At 64.0% G+C, this 18,700-nt stretch carries 13 protein-coding genes and 1 pseudogene; 7 read left to right on the top strand and 7 right to left on the bottom strand.

The window, feature by feature from the left end:
• Nucleotides 1-457 (bottom strand): 5-oxoprolinase subunit B family protein (locus tag D477_RS16485; RefSeq protein WP_005272129.1); only part of this gene is annotated, 457 nt, incomplete at its 3' end.
• Nucleotides 454-1,212: a LamB/YcsF family protein gene (locus D477_RS16490; protein ID WP_005272147.1), complete on the bottom strand. Its 759-nt coding sequence runs from the start codon at nt 1,210-1,212 to the stop codon at nt 454-456. The genes D477_RS16490 and D477_RS16485, both read right to left, overlap by 4 nt.
• 280 nt (nt 1,213-1,492) lie before the next feature.
• Between D477_RS16490 and D477_RS16495 the strand changes: the two genes are divergently transcribed.
• The gene (locus D477_RS16495; RefSeq protein WP_005272149.1) at nt 1,493-2,317 is read left to right on the top strand and encodes a putative hydro-lyase; all 825 of its coding nucleotides are present in this window, start codon (nt 1,493-1,495) and stop codon (nt 2,315-2,317) included.
• Nucleotides 2,318-2,833: 516 nt separating this feature from the next.
• On the opposite strand, the pseudogene D477_RS21910 reads toward D477_RS16495, so the two are convergent.
• From D477_RS21910 to D477_RS16520, 5 genes and pseudogenes are all read right to left on the bottom strand, one after another.
• Nucleotides 2,834-3,408 (bottom strand): annotated as a pseudogene (locus tag D477_RS21910) (recombinase family protein).
• Nucleotides 3,409-4,012: 604 nt separating this feature from the next.
• Nucleotides 4,013-4,375 carry a cupin domain-containing protein gene (locus tag D477_RS21355; protein WP_005272153.1) on the bottom strand — a complete coding sequence of 121 codons (363 nt, stop codon included), beginning with the start codon at nt 4,373-4,375 and terminating at the stop codon, nt 4,013-4,015.
• Between the two features lie 283 nt (nt 4,376-4,658).
• Nucleotides 4,659-6,134, bottom strand: a complete 1,476-nt coding sequence (locus D477_RS16510) for an aldehyde dehydrogenase (NADP(+)) (RefSeq protein WP_005272157.1) — start codon at nt 6,132-6,134, stop codon at nt 4,659-4,661.
• A 110-nt stretch (nt 6,135-6,244) separates the two neighbouring features.
• Complete coding sequence (locus tag D477_RS16515; protein WP_005272160.1) at nt 6,245-7,033, bottom strand: IclR family transcriptional regulator; 789 nt, start codon at nt 7,031-7,033, stop codon at nt 6,245-6,247.
• Nucleotides 7,034-7,207: 174 nt separating this feature from the next.
• Nucleotides 7,208-8,563, bottom strand: coding sequence for an MFS transporter (locus tag D477_RS16520; RefSeq protein ID WP_005272164.1), 1,356 nt, complete (start codon nt 8,561-8,563; stop codon nt 7,208-7,210).
• A 304-nt stretch (nt 8,564-8,867) separates the two neighbouring features.
• Here D477_RS16520 and D477_RS16525 point away from each other — a divergent pair, with 304 nt between their 5' ends.
• The 6 genes from D477_RS16525 (at nt 8,868) to D477_RS23740 (ending at nt 17,318) form a co-directional block, all read left to right on the top strand.
• Entirely contained in the window at nt 8,868-10,274 is a 1,407-nt protein-coding gene (locus tag D477_RS16525) for an LLM class flavin-dependent oxidoreductase (protein WP_005272167.1), read from the top strand.
• Between the two features lie 34 nt (nt 10,275-10,308).
• Nucleotides 10,309-11,616 carry a flavin monoamine oxidase family protein gene (locus D477_RS16530; RefSeq protein WP_005272170.1) on the top strand — a complete coding sequence of 436 codons (1,308 nt, stop codon included), beginning with the start codon at nt 10,309-10,311 and terminating at the stop codon, nt 11,614-11,616.
• A 30-nt stretch (nt 11,617-11,646) separates the two neighbouring features.
• Nucleotides 11,647-12,171: a flavin reductase family protein gene (locus D477_RS16535; protein ID WP_005272172.1), complete on the top strand. Its 525-nt coding sequence runs from the start codon at nt 11,647-11,649 to the stop codon at nt 12,169-12,171.
• A gap of 688 nt (nt 12,172-12,859) precedes the next feature.
• The gene (gene hglS / locus D477_RS16540; RefSeq protein ID WP_005272175.1) at nt 12,860-14,272 is read left to right on the top strand and encodes a 2-oxoadipate dioxygenase/decarboxylase; all 1,413 of its coding nucleotides are present in this window, start codon (nt 12,860-12,862) and stop codon (nt 14,270-14,272) included.
• Between the two features lie 195 nt (nt 14,273-14,467).
• The gene (locus tag D477_RS16545) at nt 14,468-16,462 is read left to right on the top strand and encodes an FAD-binding oxidoreductase (RefSeq protein ID WP_337587570.1); all 1,995 of its coding nucleotides are present in this window, start codon (nt 14,468-14,470) and stop codon (nt 16,460-16,462) included.
• Between the two features lie 184 nt (nt 16,463-16,646).
• On the top strand, nt 16,647-17,318 hold the full coding sequence (locus tag D477_RS23740) for a (Fe-S)-binding protein (RefSeq protein WP_337587571.1): 672 nt from the start codon (nt 16,647-16,649) through the stop codon (nt 17,316-17,318).
• Nucleotides 17,319-18,700 lie beyond the last annotated feature (1,382 nt).

The raw sequence follows: 18,700 nt of genomic DNA on the forward strand, positions 1-18,700 counted from the left end.
AGCCGGCGGGCACGGCGGTSCGCGGGGTGGCGTGCCGCGGCACGTCGAGTGAGCCGTTTTCGCCGGTGAGGTAGGCAAAGCCGGGGGCGAAGCCGCCGAAGGCCGCGGTCCAAACCTGCCCGGTGTGAGCATTGACCACGCCCTCGGGGCTGAGGCCGGTGAGACGGGCCACCTCGGCGAGGTCATCGCCGTCATACGTCACGGGAATTTCAATGGTCTTCCCAGTCCCGGCGGAGGTATGGTCCAGCTCCAGCTGTTCGATGGCAGTCTGAGCCGCCACCGCGTGGGCGCGGGTGTCGCACTCGACCAGCACGGTGGAGGCAGCGGCCAGCACGTCGAGCTGGCCGGGCAGCGGGTCCGCGGTCAGGCGTGCATGCAGGGCCAGCACGGACTCCAGGCCGGAGAGTTCAACGAGCAGCGCGCGCGGCCCGGCAAACCGGATGTCTGTCACGCTCACGCAAAGCTCCGAACCGTCACGCCGGCGGCCTCGAGCCCGGCGCGCACGGCGGCCGCCATCGCAACCGAACCCGGGGTGTCGCCGTGGACGCAAATGCTTTCGGCATCCACCCTGATGATGGAGCCGTCGATGGCCGTGAGCTTGCCGGTCTGGGCCAGCCGCACCATGTTGCCGACGACGACGTCGGCGTCGTGGAGGACCGCCCCCGGCTCTCGGCGTGAGACCAGCGTGCCATCGGGGTTGTAGGCGCGGTCGGCGAAGGCCTCAGCGACGCCTCGTAGTCCGGCGGCCGCGGCCTTGGACAGGGCCACCGAACCTGGGAGCAGGAGCAGCGGCAGGTCCCCGCCGAAGGCGCGCACGGCATCGACCACTGCCTGGGCCTGGGCTTCATGATGGACGATCGCGTTGTAGAGAGCGCCGTGTGGCTTAACGTAGTGGATCCGCGCTCCGGCTGCCTGGGCTAGGGCCTGCAGCGCGCCGAGCTGGTAGAGCACGTCGTCCGCCAGTTCCGTGGGGGAGCAGTCGAGGAAACGCCGGCCGAAGCCCGCGAGGTCCCGGTAGCCCACATGGGCGCCGATGGTCACTCCGGCTGCCACCGCATCACGGCAGGTTGCAGCGATGGTGCTCGGGTCTCCGGCGTGGAAACCGCAGGCCACGTTGGCACTGGAGACCGAGCGGAAGATCGCCGCGTCGTCGCCCATTTCCCAGTTGCCGAAGGACTCCCCGGCGTCGCTGTTGAGGTCCATAATTGCCATGTGTGACACCCGTCTCGTTCGTTTACTGACTCCAGAATGCACCAAAAGTGACAATTGTTCAACAATCTAGTTAGAGCCTCCGCGGACTAGCCCGAAAATTTTATTGAGCAGGCCTTGTCTTCATTGTTCAACAAGTCATAGGGTGACTGCGTTGCCTCCATGCCGATGCGCCTGCTGCCATCGCGACCTGCTCAAGAGGCGATGACTGGGTGCAGTGATTTGTCCGCTGTGTCCCGGATTGATCTGACTGACCGGTCTTTCATGATTCTGGAGCTAGACGATGACCAACCAACAAGAGGCCACTGCCACTGTCTCCCTGCCCGCGGATCCGGGCGCCCTGTCCCCGGCCGAAGCGCGCGCCGTCTTCCGCTCCGGCCTGGCCGTCCCCACTGCCGGCTGGTCGCGCGGCTTCGCGCAGGCCAACCTGATCATCGTGCCCCGCGAGCTGGCGTTCGACGTGCTGCTCTTCGCCCAGCGGAACCCGAAGCCGTGTCCGATCCTGGGCGTGCTCGACGCCGGCGAGACCACCGGGCCGCTGCTGGCCGGCGGGGACATCCGCACCGACGTGCCGCGCTACACGGTCTACCGCGACGGGCAGAAGGTCGATGAGCCCACGGACATCAACGAGTACTGGCGCGACGACCTGGTCACCTTCATTGTCGGCTGCTCGTTTACCTTCGAATCCGCGCTGCGCGAGGGCGGGATCTCCATCGCGCACATCGACCAGGGCGTCAATGTGCCGATGTACCGCACCAGCGTGCGCTGCGAACCGGCCGGCTCGATGAGCGGCCCGCTCGTGGTCTCGATGCGTCCCATCCCCGCTTCCCAAGTGTCCGACGCTGTCCGCATCACCTCCCGCTACCCGGCGGTCCATGGTGCGCCGGTGCACGTGGGCAACCCCCACGAGCTCGGCATAGCAGACCTGTCCAGGCCCGATTTCGGCGACCCGGTGCAGATTGCAGAGGGGCACATCCCGGTGTTCTGGGCCTGCGGCGTCACCCCGCAGGCGGCGGTTATGGAGTCCCGTCCGGCACTGGCCATCGGCCACGCGCCCGGGCACATGCTCATCACGGACGCCCGGGACAGCGATTACCTCGTCCCCTGATCGGCGAATGACCACGGCACCTAAGTGTCCTGGTTACGGCAGGCGCCAGCTACGACGGTGGAAGCGCGCAAATACGGGTACACCGTCTCGCGGCTGATGCTGTAGTCCTGCGGACATCTGGTGCACGAAAGCATTGCCGAGCAGTGGATTGCTCGGTGCCATCCGGAGCCCCGGGATGCTGCAGTCGAGGTCGAGTCTCAGCACCGCAAGGGCGCCCACACCATCATCGCAGAGGTCGGTGTAGTCGCCGAACAGGGGGTGTCTGCACTCTGGTGCTGAACCACAGGGTTCCGGGCAACTGGCCGGTCAAGGAATTCAAACGGTCCGGCAATAACTTCTCCGGCAAGCTGATCGTCGGCGAGGAACCTGGACGCCATCGCCAACGGACAGGTGGCGCGAAAACGGTAACCTTCCAACTTGGCGACGCCGGTGCCTTCGAAACCTCTACAACGGATTCGAAATCATCCTCGTGGTTTAAGTTTCTGGGTTCAGCCGGCACTAGCTGGAGGCGCATCGCTAGGAGGTCCGCTGGACGATCCGGTACACCGTGCTCCGGGCGACCTTGAAGAGCTCGGCGATTTCCGCGGGGTGGTGTGATTTCCTCCCTTATATAGGGAGACGAGGTGGGCTTCCTGGCTCTTCGACAGTTTTGGCTGCTTGCCGCGGAGTCGGCCTTTGGCCTTGGCGACCTGCATGCCTTCGCGGGTGCGGGCACGGATGAGGTCCGCTTCGAACTCCGCGACCATGGCCAGGACGTTAAAGAGGAGCCGGCCTACGGGGTCGGTGGGGTCATGTACGGATCCGCCGATGCTGAGCTTCACTTTCTTCTTCGTCAGCTCTTCGACGATGTCCCGTGCGTCGGGAACGGAGCGGGCGAGCCGGTCGAGCTTGGTCACGACCAGGGTGTCGCCGTCGCGGACCGCGGCAATGGCCTCGCGGAGTCCGGGCCGCGCGCGGTTCGTTCCGGTCAGCCCGTGGTCGGTGTAAATCCGATCTTCGGGGACGCCGAGGGCAGTGAGTCCATTGCGCTGCGCCGTGAGGTCCTGCTGATTGGTTGAAACGCGGGCGTACCCCACGAGATGTGCAGTCACATGCCCGAGTGTAGCGGTTAGGGCACCTTCACCGGGCTTTTTTGCGGGCGGGGTCTACGCGAATCGGCCAAGGCAGCTTCTATATGGGATTTTCCTTGGCCGGGGGAGTGCCAACCGGTGTCGCGCTGAAGGACCGGCTTATGGGACGCCGGTTCTTCAGGCGCTATCACCTTCCCGGTGGTAGCAATTGACTATGCGCTTCAGGAAAGAGACTAATGTAGTGCCCTCGGGCCGATTGGGTATCAGTGGTACTGGACCGCCTGGGCGGGATAGGCAGGTCACCAAGCGGATCCAGCAGTCTTGGTCCTCGGCCGAGTGGCTTCGGGCGCTCTGGCTGATTGAGTGCGCCGCCTAAGCCCCCAACCGACCTAGATAGGGGGAACTCCGGGCTCCTCGGCCTTGAGAAGGTGGCAGTGTCGAAAGCAGGCCGCTCCACCGCCATTGTCGACGTTATTGGCACTAGCAGGCTGTGTTGGTCTTCGGTTTGTTTGTGACCGCTTCCGATGATCTGGCAAATCGTCGGAAGCGGACCCGCATCCGGTGTCAGAGGCGGAAGGCAGACACTCCTGCCTTCCCGGTTCCGACGGTTTTGGGATCTGTCAGCCTAGACGGTCATGGTGATGTACTGCTTCTTGAAGTGCTCGTGGATCTCCCATAACCCGCTCCAGCCGTTCGGGATCAGCACCAGGTCGCCGGTCTGGTGGTCCACGCGTTCGCCGGTATCAGAGACAAGGGTTCCCTTGCCCTCCAGTACCAAAATGACTTCGTTTACGCCGTCACGGGCAGTCCTGAAGCTGCCCGGGGAGCACTCCCAGAAACCAAGGTCCACATTGCTGGCGCTGACCGAGAAAGCGCTGTCGGCAGCATCTTTTGGTGCGGTGCCATTCGCAGCGTTCGGCTTGAGTACCAGGTCGGCGAGGGACAGGGTGTCCAGGGAACGGAGGACTTTTGCTTGTGCGTTCGACATGTGCTTCCTTGTTCGTCGTGCTTTCCGGTGGCACGCATGTGATGCCACCGGTCTAGTTGTCGTGGCGTTTGGCCGGATGAATCCCATTCCGCCGGATGTCGGCACCGTGGCGTAGCGGCGGCAGGTGATGTTCTTCGTTGCGTCCCCGCGAGCGGCTGAGATCATCTGCTGAGCCTGGTCCGGCAACCGCTCCCCGATCTGAGTGCCGGGCGCAACGAATCAGGGCAAGCACGGGGAGGAGCCTGGCCCCGCCCCGTGCTTGCCTGCGGGTGTCGGTCGGTGCCTACCGGCTGCCGTTGATCATCTGGGGTACTCCCAGTGGGTTGCTTTCCCGGAGTTCCTCTGGCAGAAGGTGCTGGGGGAACCCTTGGTAGGCGACGGGGCGCAGGAACCGGTCGATGGCCGACGTACCTACAGAGGTCGAGGCGACTGCAGTTGAGGCGGGATAGGGTCCGCCGTGGTGCTGGGCGTAGGTGACCGCTACGCCTGTGGGCCACTGGTTCCACAGGACTCGGCCTGCCTTCTCCGACAAAACCTGGACCAGTTCTTCCACTGGACAGTCGTCTTCGCCGTGGATGGTGGCCGTGAGCTGGCCTTCGAAGGTTTCAGCCAAGGGGACCAGTTCGGCCAGGTCATCGTATTCAACCACGACCGATGTCGGGCCGAAGCACTCGGTTTCCAACTCCTGTGGGGCGGAGAGAACATGCTCCGCCCTGGTGAGCAGCAGGGTGGGGGAGGGCAACTCTGACAGAGGCGCGGGTCCTTGTGCCAGTACCTGAACGTGCGGGTTGGATGAAAGCTGCTGGAGGCTGTCAACGTAGCCTTTTTGAATGCGCTCGTTGAGCAGCTTGGCACCGTCGGGCAGGACGCTGGCCCGCAGTTTTTCAATCATTCCGGAGCCGGCGGGTACGAACAGCATTCCTGGCTTGACACAGTACTGACCGGCTCCAAGAGTGAAGGAGGCCAGATAACCTTCTGCAATCGCGTCGCCGCGTGCTGCCGCTGCAGAGGGCGTGACGAAGACCGGATTGTTGCTTCCCAGTTCCCCATAGAACGGGATGGGGTCGGGCCGGGATACGGCAATGTCCATGAGAGCTCGGCCACCCGGAATCGATCCGGTGAATCCGGCGGCTTTGATGCGGTGGTCCCGCAGCGCCTCGACCCCGGCAGCGGTGCCGCTGATTAGGGCGAAGATACCCTCCGGCGCTCCGGCTGTACGGCAGGCGCTCAACACAATCTGCGCAGTCCGTTCTGAAAGCTGCGGATGCCCTGAGTGTGCTTTAACAACTACGGGGTTGCCTGCCGCCAGAGCGGATGCAGTGTCGCCTCCTGCCACGGAGAAGGCAAAAGGAAAGTTGCTGGCGGCGAAAACTATGACCGAACCGATGGGGTGTTTCGTGCGGCGTGTGTCCGGTCGGGCAGCACCTGAAGGCCAGTTAGGGTCTTCATGGTCGATTCGGGCATCCAGGAAGCCGCCGTCCCGGAGGACATCTCCGAAAAGCCGCAGCTGGAACGCGGTCCGTTTAAGTTCTCCGGTGAGCCGGTCTCGGCCGAGGTTGGTCTCGGATGCCGCCACGGTTACGAGCTCTTCAGCGTCAGCTTCCAGGGCGTCGGCAATTGTATCGAGGACGCGGGCCCTTTCGGATGGCAGGAACCGGCCCCAGGGGCCGGCCGCCGCGTGGGCCGAGGCAAGGATGTTCTCGAGTTCTTGAGGAGTTGTGTCGGCCAGTGCCTGGCCTCGGGTGGCCATGGTTGTCATAGAAGTGGCTCCTTAAGGGGGATACAGGGGAACCGGGTCCCCGGTTGTGCGTGAGTGTTAGTTCAGGCACTGCTCAACCCGGGCGGGGCAGGCCCAGGCCCGCAGCGGATTTAGCTCAGGATCCGGGATATTTCGTCGGCCGTCGTGTGAAGGCTTTCCAGTATGTGGGGAAGTTTGCCGGTCTTCATGCGCTGTTCGGGGCCGGTAGCGCTAAGGGCACCGAACAGCCGGCCGTCTGCGTCATAGCAGCCCACGGCTACGGCGAACAGTCCTTCTTCGAGCTCGCTGTCGAGCACTGCGTATGATTGCCTGCGCACAGCGTGCAGCTCTTGGAGCAGTGTGTCTCGGTCCATGATTGTTTCGTTAGTGAAGTGCGGGAGTTTGGCAGGGAGGATCTCTGCGATGCGGTCGTCGGGCAGTTCGGCGAGCATGATTTTTCCGAAGGCGCTGGCGTGCAGCGGGAAGCGCTGGTGAATGGCCGAAACGCTGAGCATCCGGGAGGCCGCGGCGGCCTCCGCAATGATGTCGTAGTCCAGTTCGCCTTTCATCAGTACAAATGCGGTGTATTCATTGAGCTGCTCGGCAAGTTGTTCAATGTATGGCTGGACCCGGGCCGCCATACCGAAGGTGAGGTCGGTTTGGCGCCCTAGCCGCAGGAGGTCCCAGCCAACGGTGTATAGATTGTCCTTCCGATCGACAAATCCTTCGCGTTCCATGCTTAGCAGCAGGCGGAATGCGGTCGGGCGGGTCATGCCGACCTTGTGGGCGATGTCAGTGACGGTGACTCCTCGAGGGTGACGGCCCAGCTCGCGCAGCAGGTTGATGGCTTTGACGACGGACTTGTTGATCAGGTCCTGTGTGTCCGTGCTCTCCGCCGTGCTGTCTTCGTTGCTGGGCATGTTCTTCGAAGCCTTCCCGTTGGTGGTTACATGTGCAGGCCGTAAGCCCCTTGTCGCCGCAGGGCACTTTCCCCGATGAGGGGAGAGGACCTGACGCAATCTTGGCATAACGGGGCTGGCTGGCCCTGCGCCCCTCATTCCTGCTCGGTGGAGTAGGGGCGCCCGGCCCAAGACTTACACGCTGGTCTCTTTGCGCCGGCCGGAGGCCTCGCTCAGCAGCAGGCCCTTGGTTTCAGGAGCCATGACCTGGGAAACGACGCCGCCGATGAGGCACATGCCGGCAGCGAACATCATCGTGGCGCCTACGCCAAGGCCTTCAAGGGACAAGGGCAAGATGAACGTTCCGGCAGCTGCTCCCACGCGGGAAGCAGCTGTCGCGAAGCCGACTCCCGCCCCGCGGATCTCAGTGGGAAAGATCTCGCCGGGAAAGACGCCTGCCAGTGCCGAGGATGCTGCGTTTACGAAGGAGAAAATCAGGAAGCAGATGATGATCAGGGCGGGAGACTGGTGTGAGAACAGGCCCACCAACACCAGAGCGACCGCGGAAATCCAGAACGGCGGAATAGCCAATTTACGGCGGCCGATGCGTTCGATCAGCATCACAGAAGCCATGGAGCCAAGCACGACGACGCTATTCAGGGCCAGCGCGGCGGCGAGGCCGTCTTCGATACCGAGCTGGTTCAGCACTACCGGAGCGAATGTGGCGATTGCAAAATAGGGCGTGACGTTGCAGATCCAGAACACGCAGACAAAGGTGGTGGCCTTGATGTAATTCCGGGAGAACAATCTCGCGAAGCGGGGCTTGACCTGGACTTCACTGAGCAGGTCCCGTTGCTCGTCTTCATCCATGTACTTCTTGGCCAGCTCGGCTGCCTCTTCGGCCCTGCCCTGGCTCATTAGCCAGCGCGGGGACTCCGGAGTGCCCAGCCGCAGCAACATAACAATCACGGTCGGCACCACACTGACACCCAGAATGACCTGCCAAGGCAGGTCTGTGGACCCCACCATCAGGTAACCGACGGCGTACGCGACAAGATAGCCCACATACCACATGACTTCCACCAACGCGAGCAGCTTGCCGCGCAGTCGGGCCGGGGCAAATTCGGCAAGAAGCGGCCAGCCGACCGCGTAGTCGGCGCCAACAGCAATGCCCATCACCAGACGTATGACGAACAGCTGCCAGGCTTCGGCGACAAAGAACTGTGCGATCGATCCGACCAGGAAAATACACAGGTCGATGGTGAACATCGGTTTGCGCCCGACTTTGTCGGCCAGGTAGCCGCCGATGGGTCCACCGAGGAAGATGCCGATCAGCACGGAGGCGCCAATCAGCCCCTGCCACACGGCGTCAAGCCCGAGATCGGAGGTGATCGACGGCATGGCAGCACCGATACCGCCGAGCACAAAACCGTCTATGAACATGCCGCCGGCGATAACGGCCGTAAGTTTCGTCAGAAACCGGCGCTGCTTGGGCGTCATGCCGGAAGACGCCCCCAGGTCGTGGTGAGTAAGGGTTTCGCTTGAGGTCATGTCTGACTCTTTCTCCGATGAAACGGAACAGGACCGCGTATTCAGCCGCAGCATTGCGGCAAACGGGATACGAAGCGCCCGTAAAAATGAATAGGCACGTTCATGAAGTGAACGGCTGCCCAAAAGTATCTTGTGCCGCAGGCCACTATGTCAAGCGTCACTCTCCCGTCACTTTTCCCCAGCTGCGAGCGGTGCTTGACAGTGACTCAAGTAACTCCCTATATTTTTTGAACGTCAACGTTCGCCAAATGAACGCTTAGACTTTTGCTCTAAGCGACTGAGTGCGCAAGGAAGTGCCGCCGTCATGCAGAACCGTCCGCTGAGCCTCTTTGCCTTCGATGTTGTTGCCCCCGCCCATCTAACGGCGGGTTCGTGGCGCACCGAAGGCGATCAGGGGCATCGCTACACTGATTTGAACTACTGGACCGAGACCGCGCGTCTGCTGGAATCGGCCGGTTTTGACGGCATCTTTTTCGCTGACACCGTCGGTTACCACGACGTATATGAGGGAAAACCCGACGCAGCGCTGCGTGACGCGGCCCAGTTCCCCGTCAACGACCCACTGCTGATGATCAGCGCCATGGCTGCCGCCACCAGGCACCTGACGTTTGGGGTCACCTGCTCTTTGACCTACGAACAGCCGTACCTGCTGGCCCGCCGTTTCAGCACCCTCGATCACCTCACCCGTGGCAGGATCGGCTGGAATATTGTCACCTCTTACTCCGAGTCGGCGGCGCGCAACCTCGGCCTGACCCAGCAGCTGGGCCATGACGAGCGCTACGAGGTGGCCGAGGAGTACATGGACGTGGTGTACAAGCTTTGGGAAAGCTCGTGGGAATCCGATGCCGTTGTCCGTGACACAGAAGGCCGCACCTATGTGGAACCCTCAAAAGTGCACCCCATCGAACACACGGGCAAGTACTACTCGGTTGAAGGTTTCCACCTGTGCGAGCCTTCACCGCAGCGTACCCCCGTGCTGTTCCAAGCAGGAGCCTCGTCCCGCGGCATGGCCTTCGCCGGCAAGCATGCCGAGGCCGTGTTCATCAATACTGTTTCCATCGATCAGGCCCGCCGCAGCGTGGAGAAAATCCGCCAGGCAGCAGCGGACGCCGGACGGGACCCGCACGATGTGAAGGTCATCGTCCTGCTCACCGTCGTCGTTGCCCCCACCGACGAGGAAGCCCGCAAAAAGTACGACCGGTCCTTGGAGAACGTGACCATAGAAGGGGCTCTGGCCCGCTTCGGCGGATGGACCGGAGTAGACCTGTCTTCCTATGACCCGAACACCCCGCTGCAGAGCGTGGAGACGAAGGGTGTGCAGTCGGTAGTAGACATGTTCTCCAAGGCCGACCCTGACCGGGAATGGACGCCGCGGGAGATCGCCCAGTTCCTGGGCATCGGCGGCACGGGATCGACTATCGTCGGCTCGCCCGACACCGTTGCCTCCGAACTGAAGCGCTGGCGGGACGAAGCAGGGGTGGACGGCATCAACCTCAGCTACACCGCCAAGCCAGGAGGCTGGCAGGAGTTCATCGAGCTGGCGCTGCCCGAGCTGCGCCGCCAAGGCCTGATCGCCGAACGTGCCGAGCCGGAAGAGCCACTGACCCTTCGCGAGAAGTTCTACGGCCCCGGCACCATGCACACGGCCCACGGACATCCTGCCACCGACTACCGCATGGCGCGGGCAGCAGTTCCCGCCGGTAGCCGCTGATACCCATCACTTCGTTTCGAACAGGAGAACCTCAATGACCGACAACACGGATGTCGTCATCGTCGGCGCTGGCTTTGCCGGACTCATCGCCGCCCGTGAACTGGGACGTAAGGGCATCAATGCCGTCGTCCTGGAAGCCCGCGACCGCATTGGCGGCCGGACGTGGACTGATCACCGCCTCGGCCACGACCTGGAAATTGGCGGCACCTGGGTGCACTGGACCCAGCCGCATACCTGGGCAGAAATCACGCGCTACGGGCTGGGCGTCACCCGCGGACCCCGCGCTGAAGAGACTTACTGGCTGGCGGGCGACGAAGTGCGCAAGGGTGGGACGGAGGACATCATGTCCCTCATCGACCCCGGCATGACCCGCCTGCTGGAAGATACGACGAAGTGGATTCCCCGCCCGGATACACCCTTGGCCGTTCCCGATCTGAGTGAGATCGACCAGTACAGCGTCCAGGAAATGCTCGACAAGCTGAACCTTTCCGAGGACGAAAAGAACGCCAATGAAGCGGCATGGGTCGGGCACTTCAACGCACCTCTGAGTGAATGCTCCTACATCAGCGCTCTGCGCTGGACCGCCGCCGCCGCCGGCCACTGGCACCTGATGCACGAAGCGTCGGCCATCTACCGTCTGGTCGACGGCACTCGCACCCTGATCCAGTCCATCGCCAACGACGTGCAGGGCGAAATTATTCTGAACTCGCCGGTCACCAGCATCACCCATGACAGCGACGGAGCCGAAGTCACCTACGGCGATGGCAAACGCATCAGGGCACAGCGGGTGGTGATCACAGTCCCCCAGAACATCCTCCACCAGCTGGACATCACCCCGCCGCTGCCCGAGAACAAGATCCGTCCCAGCCTGGAGAAGACAGCGTCCCAGGGCGTCAAGGCATGGATCCGCGTGCGCGGCCCCATCAAACCATTCTTCGCCTACTCGTCCCAGCATCACCCGCTGGCGGTGGTGCGCACCGAGTTCATGGGAGACGACTACGCCATCCTCGTCGGCTTCGGCCCCGATTCCACCAAGCTCGACGTCACGGATGCCAAGGCCGTCACCGAGGCTCTGAAGGTCTGGCGCGAGGACCTCGAAGTAGAGGAGGTCGGCGGCTACGACTGGATGTCCGACCCCTATGCCCAGGAAACGTGGCAGATCCAGCGCCCTGGCCAGCTGACCAAGTACCACCAGGCCCAGCAGGAGAACACCGGCGTGCTGCACTTCGCCAGCGCCGACCACGCCAACATCTGGGCAGGGTTCATCGATGGAGCCATCGAAAGCGGCCTGCAGACAGCACTCGACATCCACGCCCACCTTCAACAGCCTTCCATGGCCTGACACGGACATCATCAGGAATAGGAGCAACCAATGAGCACCGAAACCTTCCCCGACACCGTTGCCAGCACCATCAGCCCCGATCACTTCCGCGCCGTTATGCGGCACCTGCCCACAGGAGTCGCAGCCATCTGCGCGGAAGATCCCGAAACGGGCGGCCCCGCGGGCCTCATCGTCGGCACTTTCCAGTCCCTGTCCCTGGACCCCGCACTGGTAACCTTCAGCGTGGCCCGCACCTCGAGCAGCTGGCCCAAGGTCGCCCGAGCCCGCTGGTTCAGCGTCAGCCTGCTAGCCGATGGCCAGCAGCCGATCTGCAAGGCACTCTCGAGTAAGACCGGAGACAAATTTCAGTCCATTTCCTGGACCAAGTCCCAGTTCGGGACCCCGCACATTGACGGTGCCCTGGGATGGATAGACTGCGCCATTCGTGAGGAACTTGACGGAGGCGATCACATCTTGATCGTCGCTGAGGTTCTGCAGATGCAGGCCGCCGAGGGAGAGCCTTTGGTATTTCACGGTGGCCGCCTCGGTAGTTTCCGGGAAAGTGCGGCCAGCTGAACCACGCTCCGCAAATGCACGTCCTTGGCCAACGTCTGGGCGGCTAGACCGGCTGCCCCGCGGTTCCGCACCGCATAAGGGCAGTCCACCACAGCCTCCTTGCACTCTGTCCGCACCTGCACGAATCGGAACCAGCAATGATCAACCCAGCAGTGCCCGTTTGGGCCCTTCAGAGAGTTAACGCAGTCCTTACCCTCGAGCGTCGATCCGGCCGTGCCAGGGCAAGCACGGCAGAACTCGCCCGCCGGACCGGACTGAGTAAACGCATGATTCGGCGCTGTTTGCTCTACTCCGGAGAGACCGTGGCTAGTAAGGGTGCAACGATACGAAAGCCGGCAATGCAGGCTAGCCAATATTAAGAGGAGAGCAAGGGATGAGCTAGCCAGAATCGCCGGGTGGGCGGGAGCAACCGCGGTTTGGACCGCCTACCTGCCAGTTTCCGTTTCCATGAACCGGAGGGCGTTTCCAGGCAGCACATCTCGTGGGTTCATGCGCCTTGATTGTCAATGCGCCCACCACGGCGCCTGGCCCTCGGTGGTGATTAATGTCGCCTGTTCCTCATCTCGGTCATTGCCCTCCTCCGCAGCCCGCTTAGGCGGGAAACCTAAACCAACCATACGGGGAACGGTCTGTGAAGACGGTAGCCCCGACACCATGCGCCCACTAGTGGAATCGAAAGGATCAAACCATGTCCTTCCTTGAGCTGTGGCAGCTGCGGGCAGAGTTCGCCCGTCGGCTGTCCCTCATGTACGGGGAAGAAGTCCCGGCCTACAACACCCTCGTGGAGGTATCCACCGAGGTCAACGAAGATTTCCTGAAGCGCAAGGGCGCCGAGGCCGAGCGTTTGGGCAGCATCTCCCGGGTCACCGCTGAACGGCACGGAGCCATCCGGGTCGGCTCGGCGAAGGAAATGTCGCAGGTCGCCAGGGTGTTTGCCGCCTTCGGCATGCACCCGGTGGGCTTCTATGACCTGCGCGACGCGTCCAAGTCCTCAGTCCCCGTCGTCTCCACCGCGTTTCGTCCGGTCGATCCGGACGAACTGGCCAAGAACCCCTTCCGTGTCTTCACGTCCATGCTCGCCGCCGACGACCCCCGGTTCTTCAGCCCCGAACTGCAGGAACAGCTGCGTGAGTTCATCCGCGCCCGCACCCTCTTCCCCGAGGAGCTGCTGGAACTGGCAGACAAGGCCGCGGCCAACGCCGGCCTTGAGGCGGACGAGGCCGGGCGCCTGCTCGACCTGGCCACCGCGGCGTTCAAGCTCTCCGACGACCCGGTCGATTACGTATGGTACAAGAAGCTCGAAGCCGTCTCGGCGGTCGCCTCCGACATCGGCGGTGTCACCACGACTCACATCAACCACCTCACCCCCCGGGTGCTGGACATTGACGACCTCTACGCCCGGATGGAAGCCCAGGGCATCACCATGATCGACGAAATCCAAGGTCCGCCCCGGTGGGATGGCCCGGACATCCTGCTGCGTCAGACCTCCTTCCGAGCCCTGTCCGAGGACCGCATTTTCCGCTTCGAGGACGGCACCGTCGCCCCCGGTGAGCTGCGCGTGCGGTTCGGCGAGGTCGAACAGCGCGGCATCGCGCTCACTCCGGCCGGCCGCGACCTCTACGACCGGATGGTTGCCGAGACCGACCGCCGGCTGGCGGCCGGGGAAGGCAACGGCGTGCGTGTCGACGTCGCCCGCGGAGTCTGGGAGGAGTACCTTCCTCGCACCGAGAAGGAGCTGGCCGTGCAGAAGTTGGCCTACTTCACCTACTCGGTGGACGAAGACGCCCTGAACTCGCGCTACGGCGGCTCGCTGCAGGGGCGCACCGCGTCCCTGGACGAGCTGATCGAAAACGGGGTCGCGGTGCCCGAACCGATCGTCTATGAGGACTTCCTGCCCCGCTCCGCGGCCGGGATTTTCCAGTCCAATCTCACGGACGAAGGCACCCGTGACGATACCCGGACCGGCACCGACTATGACATTTCGGTAATGTCGCAGATCGTCGGCCGCCCGGTGGCCGATCCCAACGAGCTCTACCAACGCCAACAGGACGCCTCGATGCACGCCTTGGGCGAAAGCCTGGGAGCGGACATCACCGGCTAAGACTTGAGGCGGCTCGTGCCCGAGTCACGAGCCGCAAACGCCGGCGCGAGGTGCGCCCACGACGGCAAATCGTCGATATCGGCTGTGGCCCGGAATCACGCCTCCGGGCCACAGCTGCCCATACAACTCTTCGAGCGGTGACAGCCCGCCGAGGAAAAATCTCGCGCAAGACCCAGCAAGGAGCAGCAGCAAGCCATGGGCTCGACAACGACAGAATTCCGGCAGCAGACGTCAGTGGAGTCATTCCTCGCGGATCTGAGGGACCGGCTCGGGGACATTGTGGACTTTTCGTCCCTGACCCGGGGCCTGTACTCGACCGATGCGTCCAACTACCGGATGGTCCCGGAGGTTGTGGTCCTGCCCCGCTCAACGGAGGACGTGGTCACCGCGGTGCAGGCAGCACGCCGACACCGAATCCCGGTCACCGTCCGCGGGGCCGGCACCTCGTGCGCCGGCAATGCAATCGGCCCTGGGATGGTCATCGACTTTTCCCGGTTCATGAACCGCGTCCTGTCCATCGACCCGGAATCCGCCACCGCGGTCGTGGAACCCGGCGTCGTACTTAACACGCTCCAGCAGGCGGCCCAACCCTTCGGCCTGCGGTTCGGGCCCGATCCTTCCACCGCGACCCGGTGCACGCTTGGCGGGATGATCGGCAATAACGCCTGCGGCCCGCACGGGCTGTCCTACGGACGGACCGCGGACAATGTCGTGTCGATGACGTGGCTGACCGGGAGCGGCGACATAGTCACGGCCGGTTCCGGAGCCGACGCCCTGGACGCGGTGGCGGGCCTGGCCGCCTTCGTGAGTGAGAACCTGGCCGTGCTGCGCACCGAGTTCGGCCGCTTCGGCCGACAGATCTCCGGCTACTCACTGGAACACCTCCTCCCGGAGAACGGGCGGAATCTGGCCGCGGCCTTGACCGGCACCGAGGGCAGCTGCGGCATCCTGCTTGAAGCCACGGTCAAACTCGTCCCCCGTGCCGCGGCCCCGGCGCTGGCCGTGCTCGGCTACGCCGACATGGCCACCGCCGCCGACGACGTGCCCGCCCTGCTGCCGTTCCGCCCGCTGGCGCTGGAAGGCCTGGACGCTCAGCTGGTCGATGTCGTGCGCCGGGCGCACGGCAACGGCAGCGTCCCGGCACTGCCGACCGGCGGCGGCTGGCTGATGGCCGAAGTCGGCGGGGCCACCGCCGCGGAGGCGGTGGAAGTCGCCGGCAAGCTCGCCGCTGCCTCCGGCGCCCTGGAAACCCGGGTCCTGCCCGCCGGCCCGGAAGCGACGCGGTTGTGGCAGATCCGTGCCGACGGCGCCGGCCTGGCCGGCCGCACCGCCGCCGGCGAGCAGGCTTGGCCCGGCTGGGAAGATTCCGCCGTACCCCCGGAGAACCTCGGCGGCTACCTGCGCGGGCTCGAAGCCCTCATGGCCGACGAGGGAGTCTCCGGCCTGGCCTACGGGCACTTCGGCGACGGGTGCGTGCACGTGCGTATCGACTTCCCGCTCGAAAAGGATGCCGCGCTCATGCGCCGCTTCCTGAAACGCGCCGCGGACCTGGCCGCCGAGCACGGCGGCTCTCTCTCCGGTGAACACGGCGACGGGCGGGCCCGGTCTGAGCTGCTCCCCACCATGTACAGCCCGGAGGCGCTGCAAGCCATGGAGAAGTTCAAGGCACTCTTCGACCCCGATGACGTCATGAACCCGGGCATCGTGGTCCGGCCGGCCCCGCTGGACGCGGACCTCCGCCGCCCCCAGGCCGTCGAGTTGCGGGCCACCGACGGCTTCGCCTTCGCTCACGACGGCGGCGATATCACTAAGGCCGTCCACCGCTGCGTCGGCGTGGGCAAGTGCCGCGCCGACCTGCGCGACCAGGGCGGATTCATGTGCCCGTCCTACACCGCCACCCGGGACGAAAAGGACTCCACCCGCGGCCGGGCCCGGACCCTGCAGGAAATGCTCAACGGCGGCGTCGTCACGCTTGGCTGGAACTCGCCGGAAGTTCACGACGCCCTGGATTTGTGCCTGAGACTGCAAGGCCTGCGCCAACGACTGCCCCACCGGCGTCGATATGGCCATGTTCAAATCCGAAACCCTCCACCAGACCTACAAGGGACGGATCCGCCCGCTCAGCCACTACACCCTCGGCCGGCTGCCCCAGTGGCTCAAGCTCGCGGCACCCCTGGCCCCGCTGGTTAACGCCGTCGGCCGGATCCCCGCGGCACGCAAACTTATGATGACCCTGATGGGAGCCGACCCCCGCCGGTCCTTGCCGCCGTTGCCCGCCCGCCCCTTCCGCTGGACCAGCCAGGCCGGGAAGCAGTTGCCCGCCGTCCCCGGCGCCGCCAAGGTCCTGCTCTGGGTGGACTCCTTCTCCGATGCCATGGCACCCGGTGTTCCCCGGGACGCACTCGAAGTACTGGCCGCCGCCGGCGCCGACGTCGAGATCGCCGGCCCCGGCGCCTGCTGCGGCCTGACCCTGATATCCACCGGACAGCTCACCGCAGCCAGGGCCAAACTTCGCAGGACCCTGGACCTGCTCATCCCGCACGTCCGCGACGGACGCACCGTCGTCGGCCTCGAACCCAGCTGCACCGCCACCCTGCGCTCGGACCTGCTCGAACTGCTCCCCGACGATCCCCGCGCTGCCGAACTGGCCGGCGCGGTGAAGACCGTGGCGGAGTTCCTCACCGGCATCGGCTGGCGGCCCCCGACCACGGCCGAAAAGCTCCTAGTCCAGCCACACTGCCATCATCATTCCGTGATGGGCTACGGCGCCGACGAGCAGCTGCTGGAAGCCATGGGCTGCGACGTCGAAACCTCCACCGGATGCTGCGGGCTGGCCGGGAACTTCGGCATGGAAAAAGGCCACTACGAAGTCTCCGGGAACATCGCCCGCGGCGGCATCCTCGCCAAGGCCGACGCAGCGCCGGACCGGGCCATCCTCGCCGACGGCTTCTCCTGCCGTACCCAGGTCCGCGACCTCGCCGGCCTCGACAGCCGCCACCTCGTCCAGATCATAGCCGAAGCCCTCCGAAAGGACGCCAATGCCTAGCACGGCACTGCCGCGGTTTGCCCAACCTCACGGTTTCCCCCGGCATTCCATTGCCCCTTCCGCAGACATAGGCAGCGATGAGGCATGCGACGGGACATCGCCCGCCCGCTGCTTCTACTGCGATGGGGCGGAAACGGACTAGCACGACCTGTACAACCTCCCTGTCCGGTACTACGGTGCCGATCCGGCCGAGCACAGGATTCCCCTCTTGCACAGGATCCACTGCGGGATACACGTTTCCATAGCCGCCCCTCGCAACCGCGCCCGGATGAGTAGCCGCTACGCCACGGTGGTCCGACAGTTCTGGCACGCCCCGAACACGCCACCTAGGCTGGAAGAATAACCAGCCCCTGGCCCGGAACAGCTCGCCAAAGGTTAATGCCGTATTCCGGCGCCAGGCCTATACCTTGGTCCTGTAGAGGGAGCCCGAGAAATCCGGCGGTGAGTAGGCTGACCGGCTACACGCATGTCCGCACGAGATCAGGATCCCGAGACTCAGCAGGAGCCAGGCTTGGATGCCGCAGGCTGCACGCACGCTTGCGGTCAGTTGAGGCCGGTCAGCCGCCGTCCGCGGTGGTGCGCCCGCCTGCATTACCGGTGCGTAAGAAGTGATCTGCCTCAGGTCCTGGGCGATCTAATAATCGGTGGTTGTGTTTTGTCTGCCCGCAGGTACGGGTATAGAAATCCCGCGGCTAATGCCATTCACCCTGGGAGGGCGCTCTCTCCTATGCCGGCGGCAAGCCGCTGGTGCAGTTGGGCCACCTGCAGGGGAGCGCCTTCAGCGGCTTCCTCGTTATGTGCAGCGTCTTTCGGCCAGAATGATGCTGTAGCGCTGGTGTTCCCTTAAGGGAGCGTCCATCCTCCTTGTTACCAGGGCCGTGGCGGGTTGTGGAGATTCGATTCTCGGCGGGCTTGCGGGATCTGTTCAGCATGTGTGGAGGGATACTCCGGCTCATGCAGCGACCCGGGTATGGGTTACGGTGACTGCAGTGCGTCTCGGCGATGCAGGGGGGCGAGCAGGACCGCGATTCTTTGTTCCTTGTCTTCCCCGAAAATGTCATGGGCAAGGCCGGGTCTTTCTTGGTTACATGGGCCAAACGCGCCATATTTACACCTCTGGCATGCAGGCGGTCGTAAAGCCCGAACTGGATTTAGCCGAGTAGACCAGGACCTTCCAGTGACGGGTTCGTTTCCGTCTCGATCAGGTATAGGCCTTCCCAAGGATTGGCGGTAATCCGTCCCGAGATCCCATACGGCCAGGCACTGGGAGATGCACTCCGCTCTGGGAGGAGAACCTGCTCCCGTACTGACGGCCGGCCGAAAATGCGGGGGAGTGCAAGATTCATGCTGCTCATGACGTCTTCCTTTCTGAGACTGCCAAG

This window comes from Arthrobacter crystallopoietes BAB-32, from assembly GCF_000328305.2.
GTDB lineage: Bacteria > Actinomycetota > Actinomycetes > Actinomycetales > Micrococcaceae > Crystallibacter > Crystallibacter crystallopoietes_A.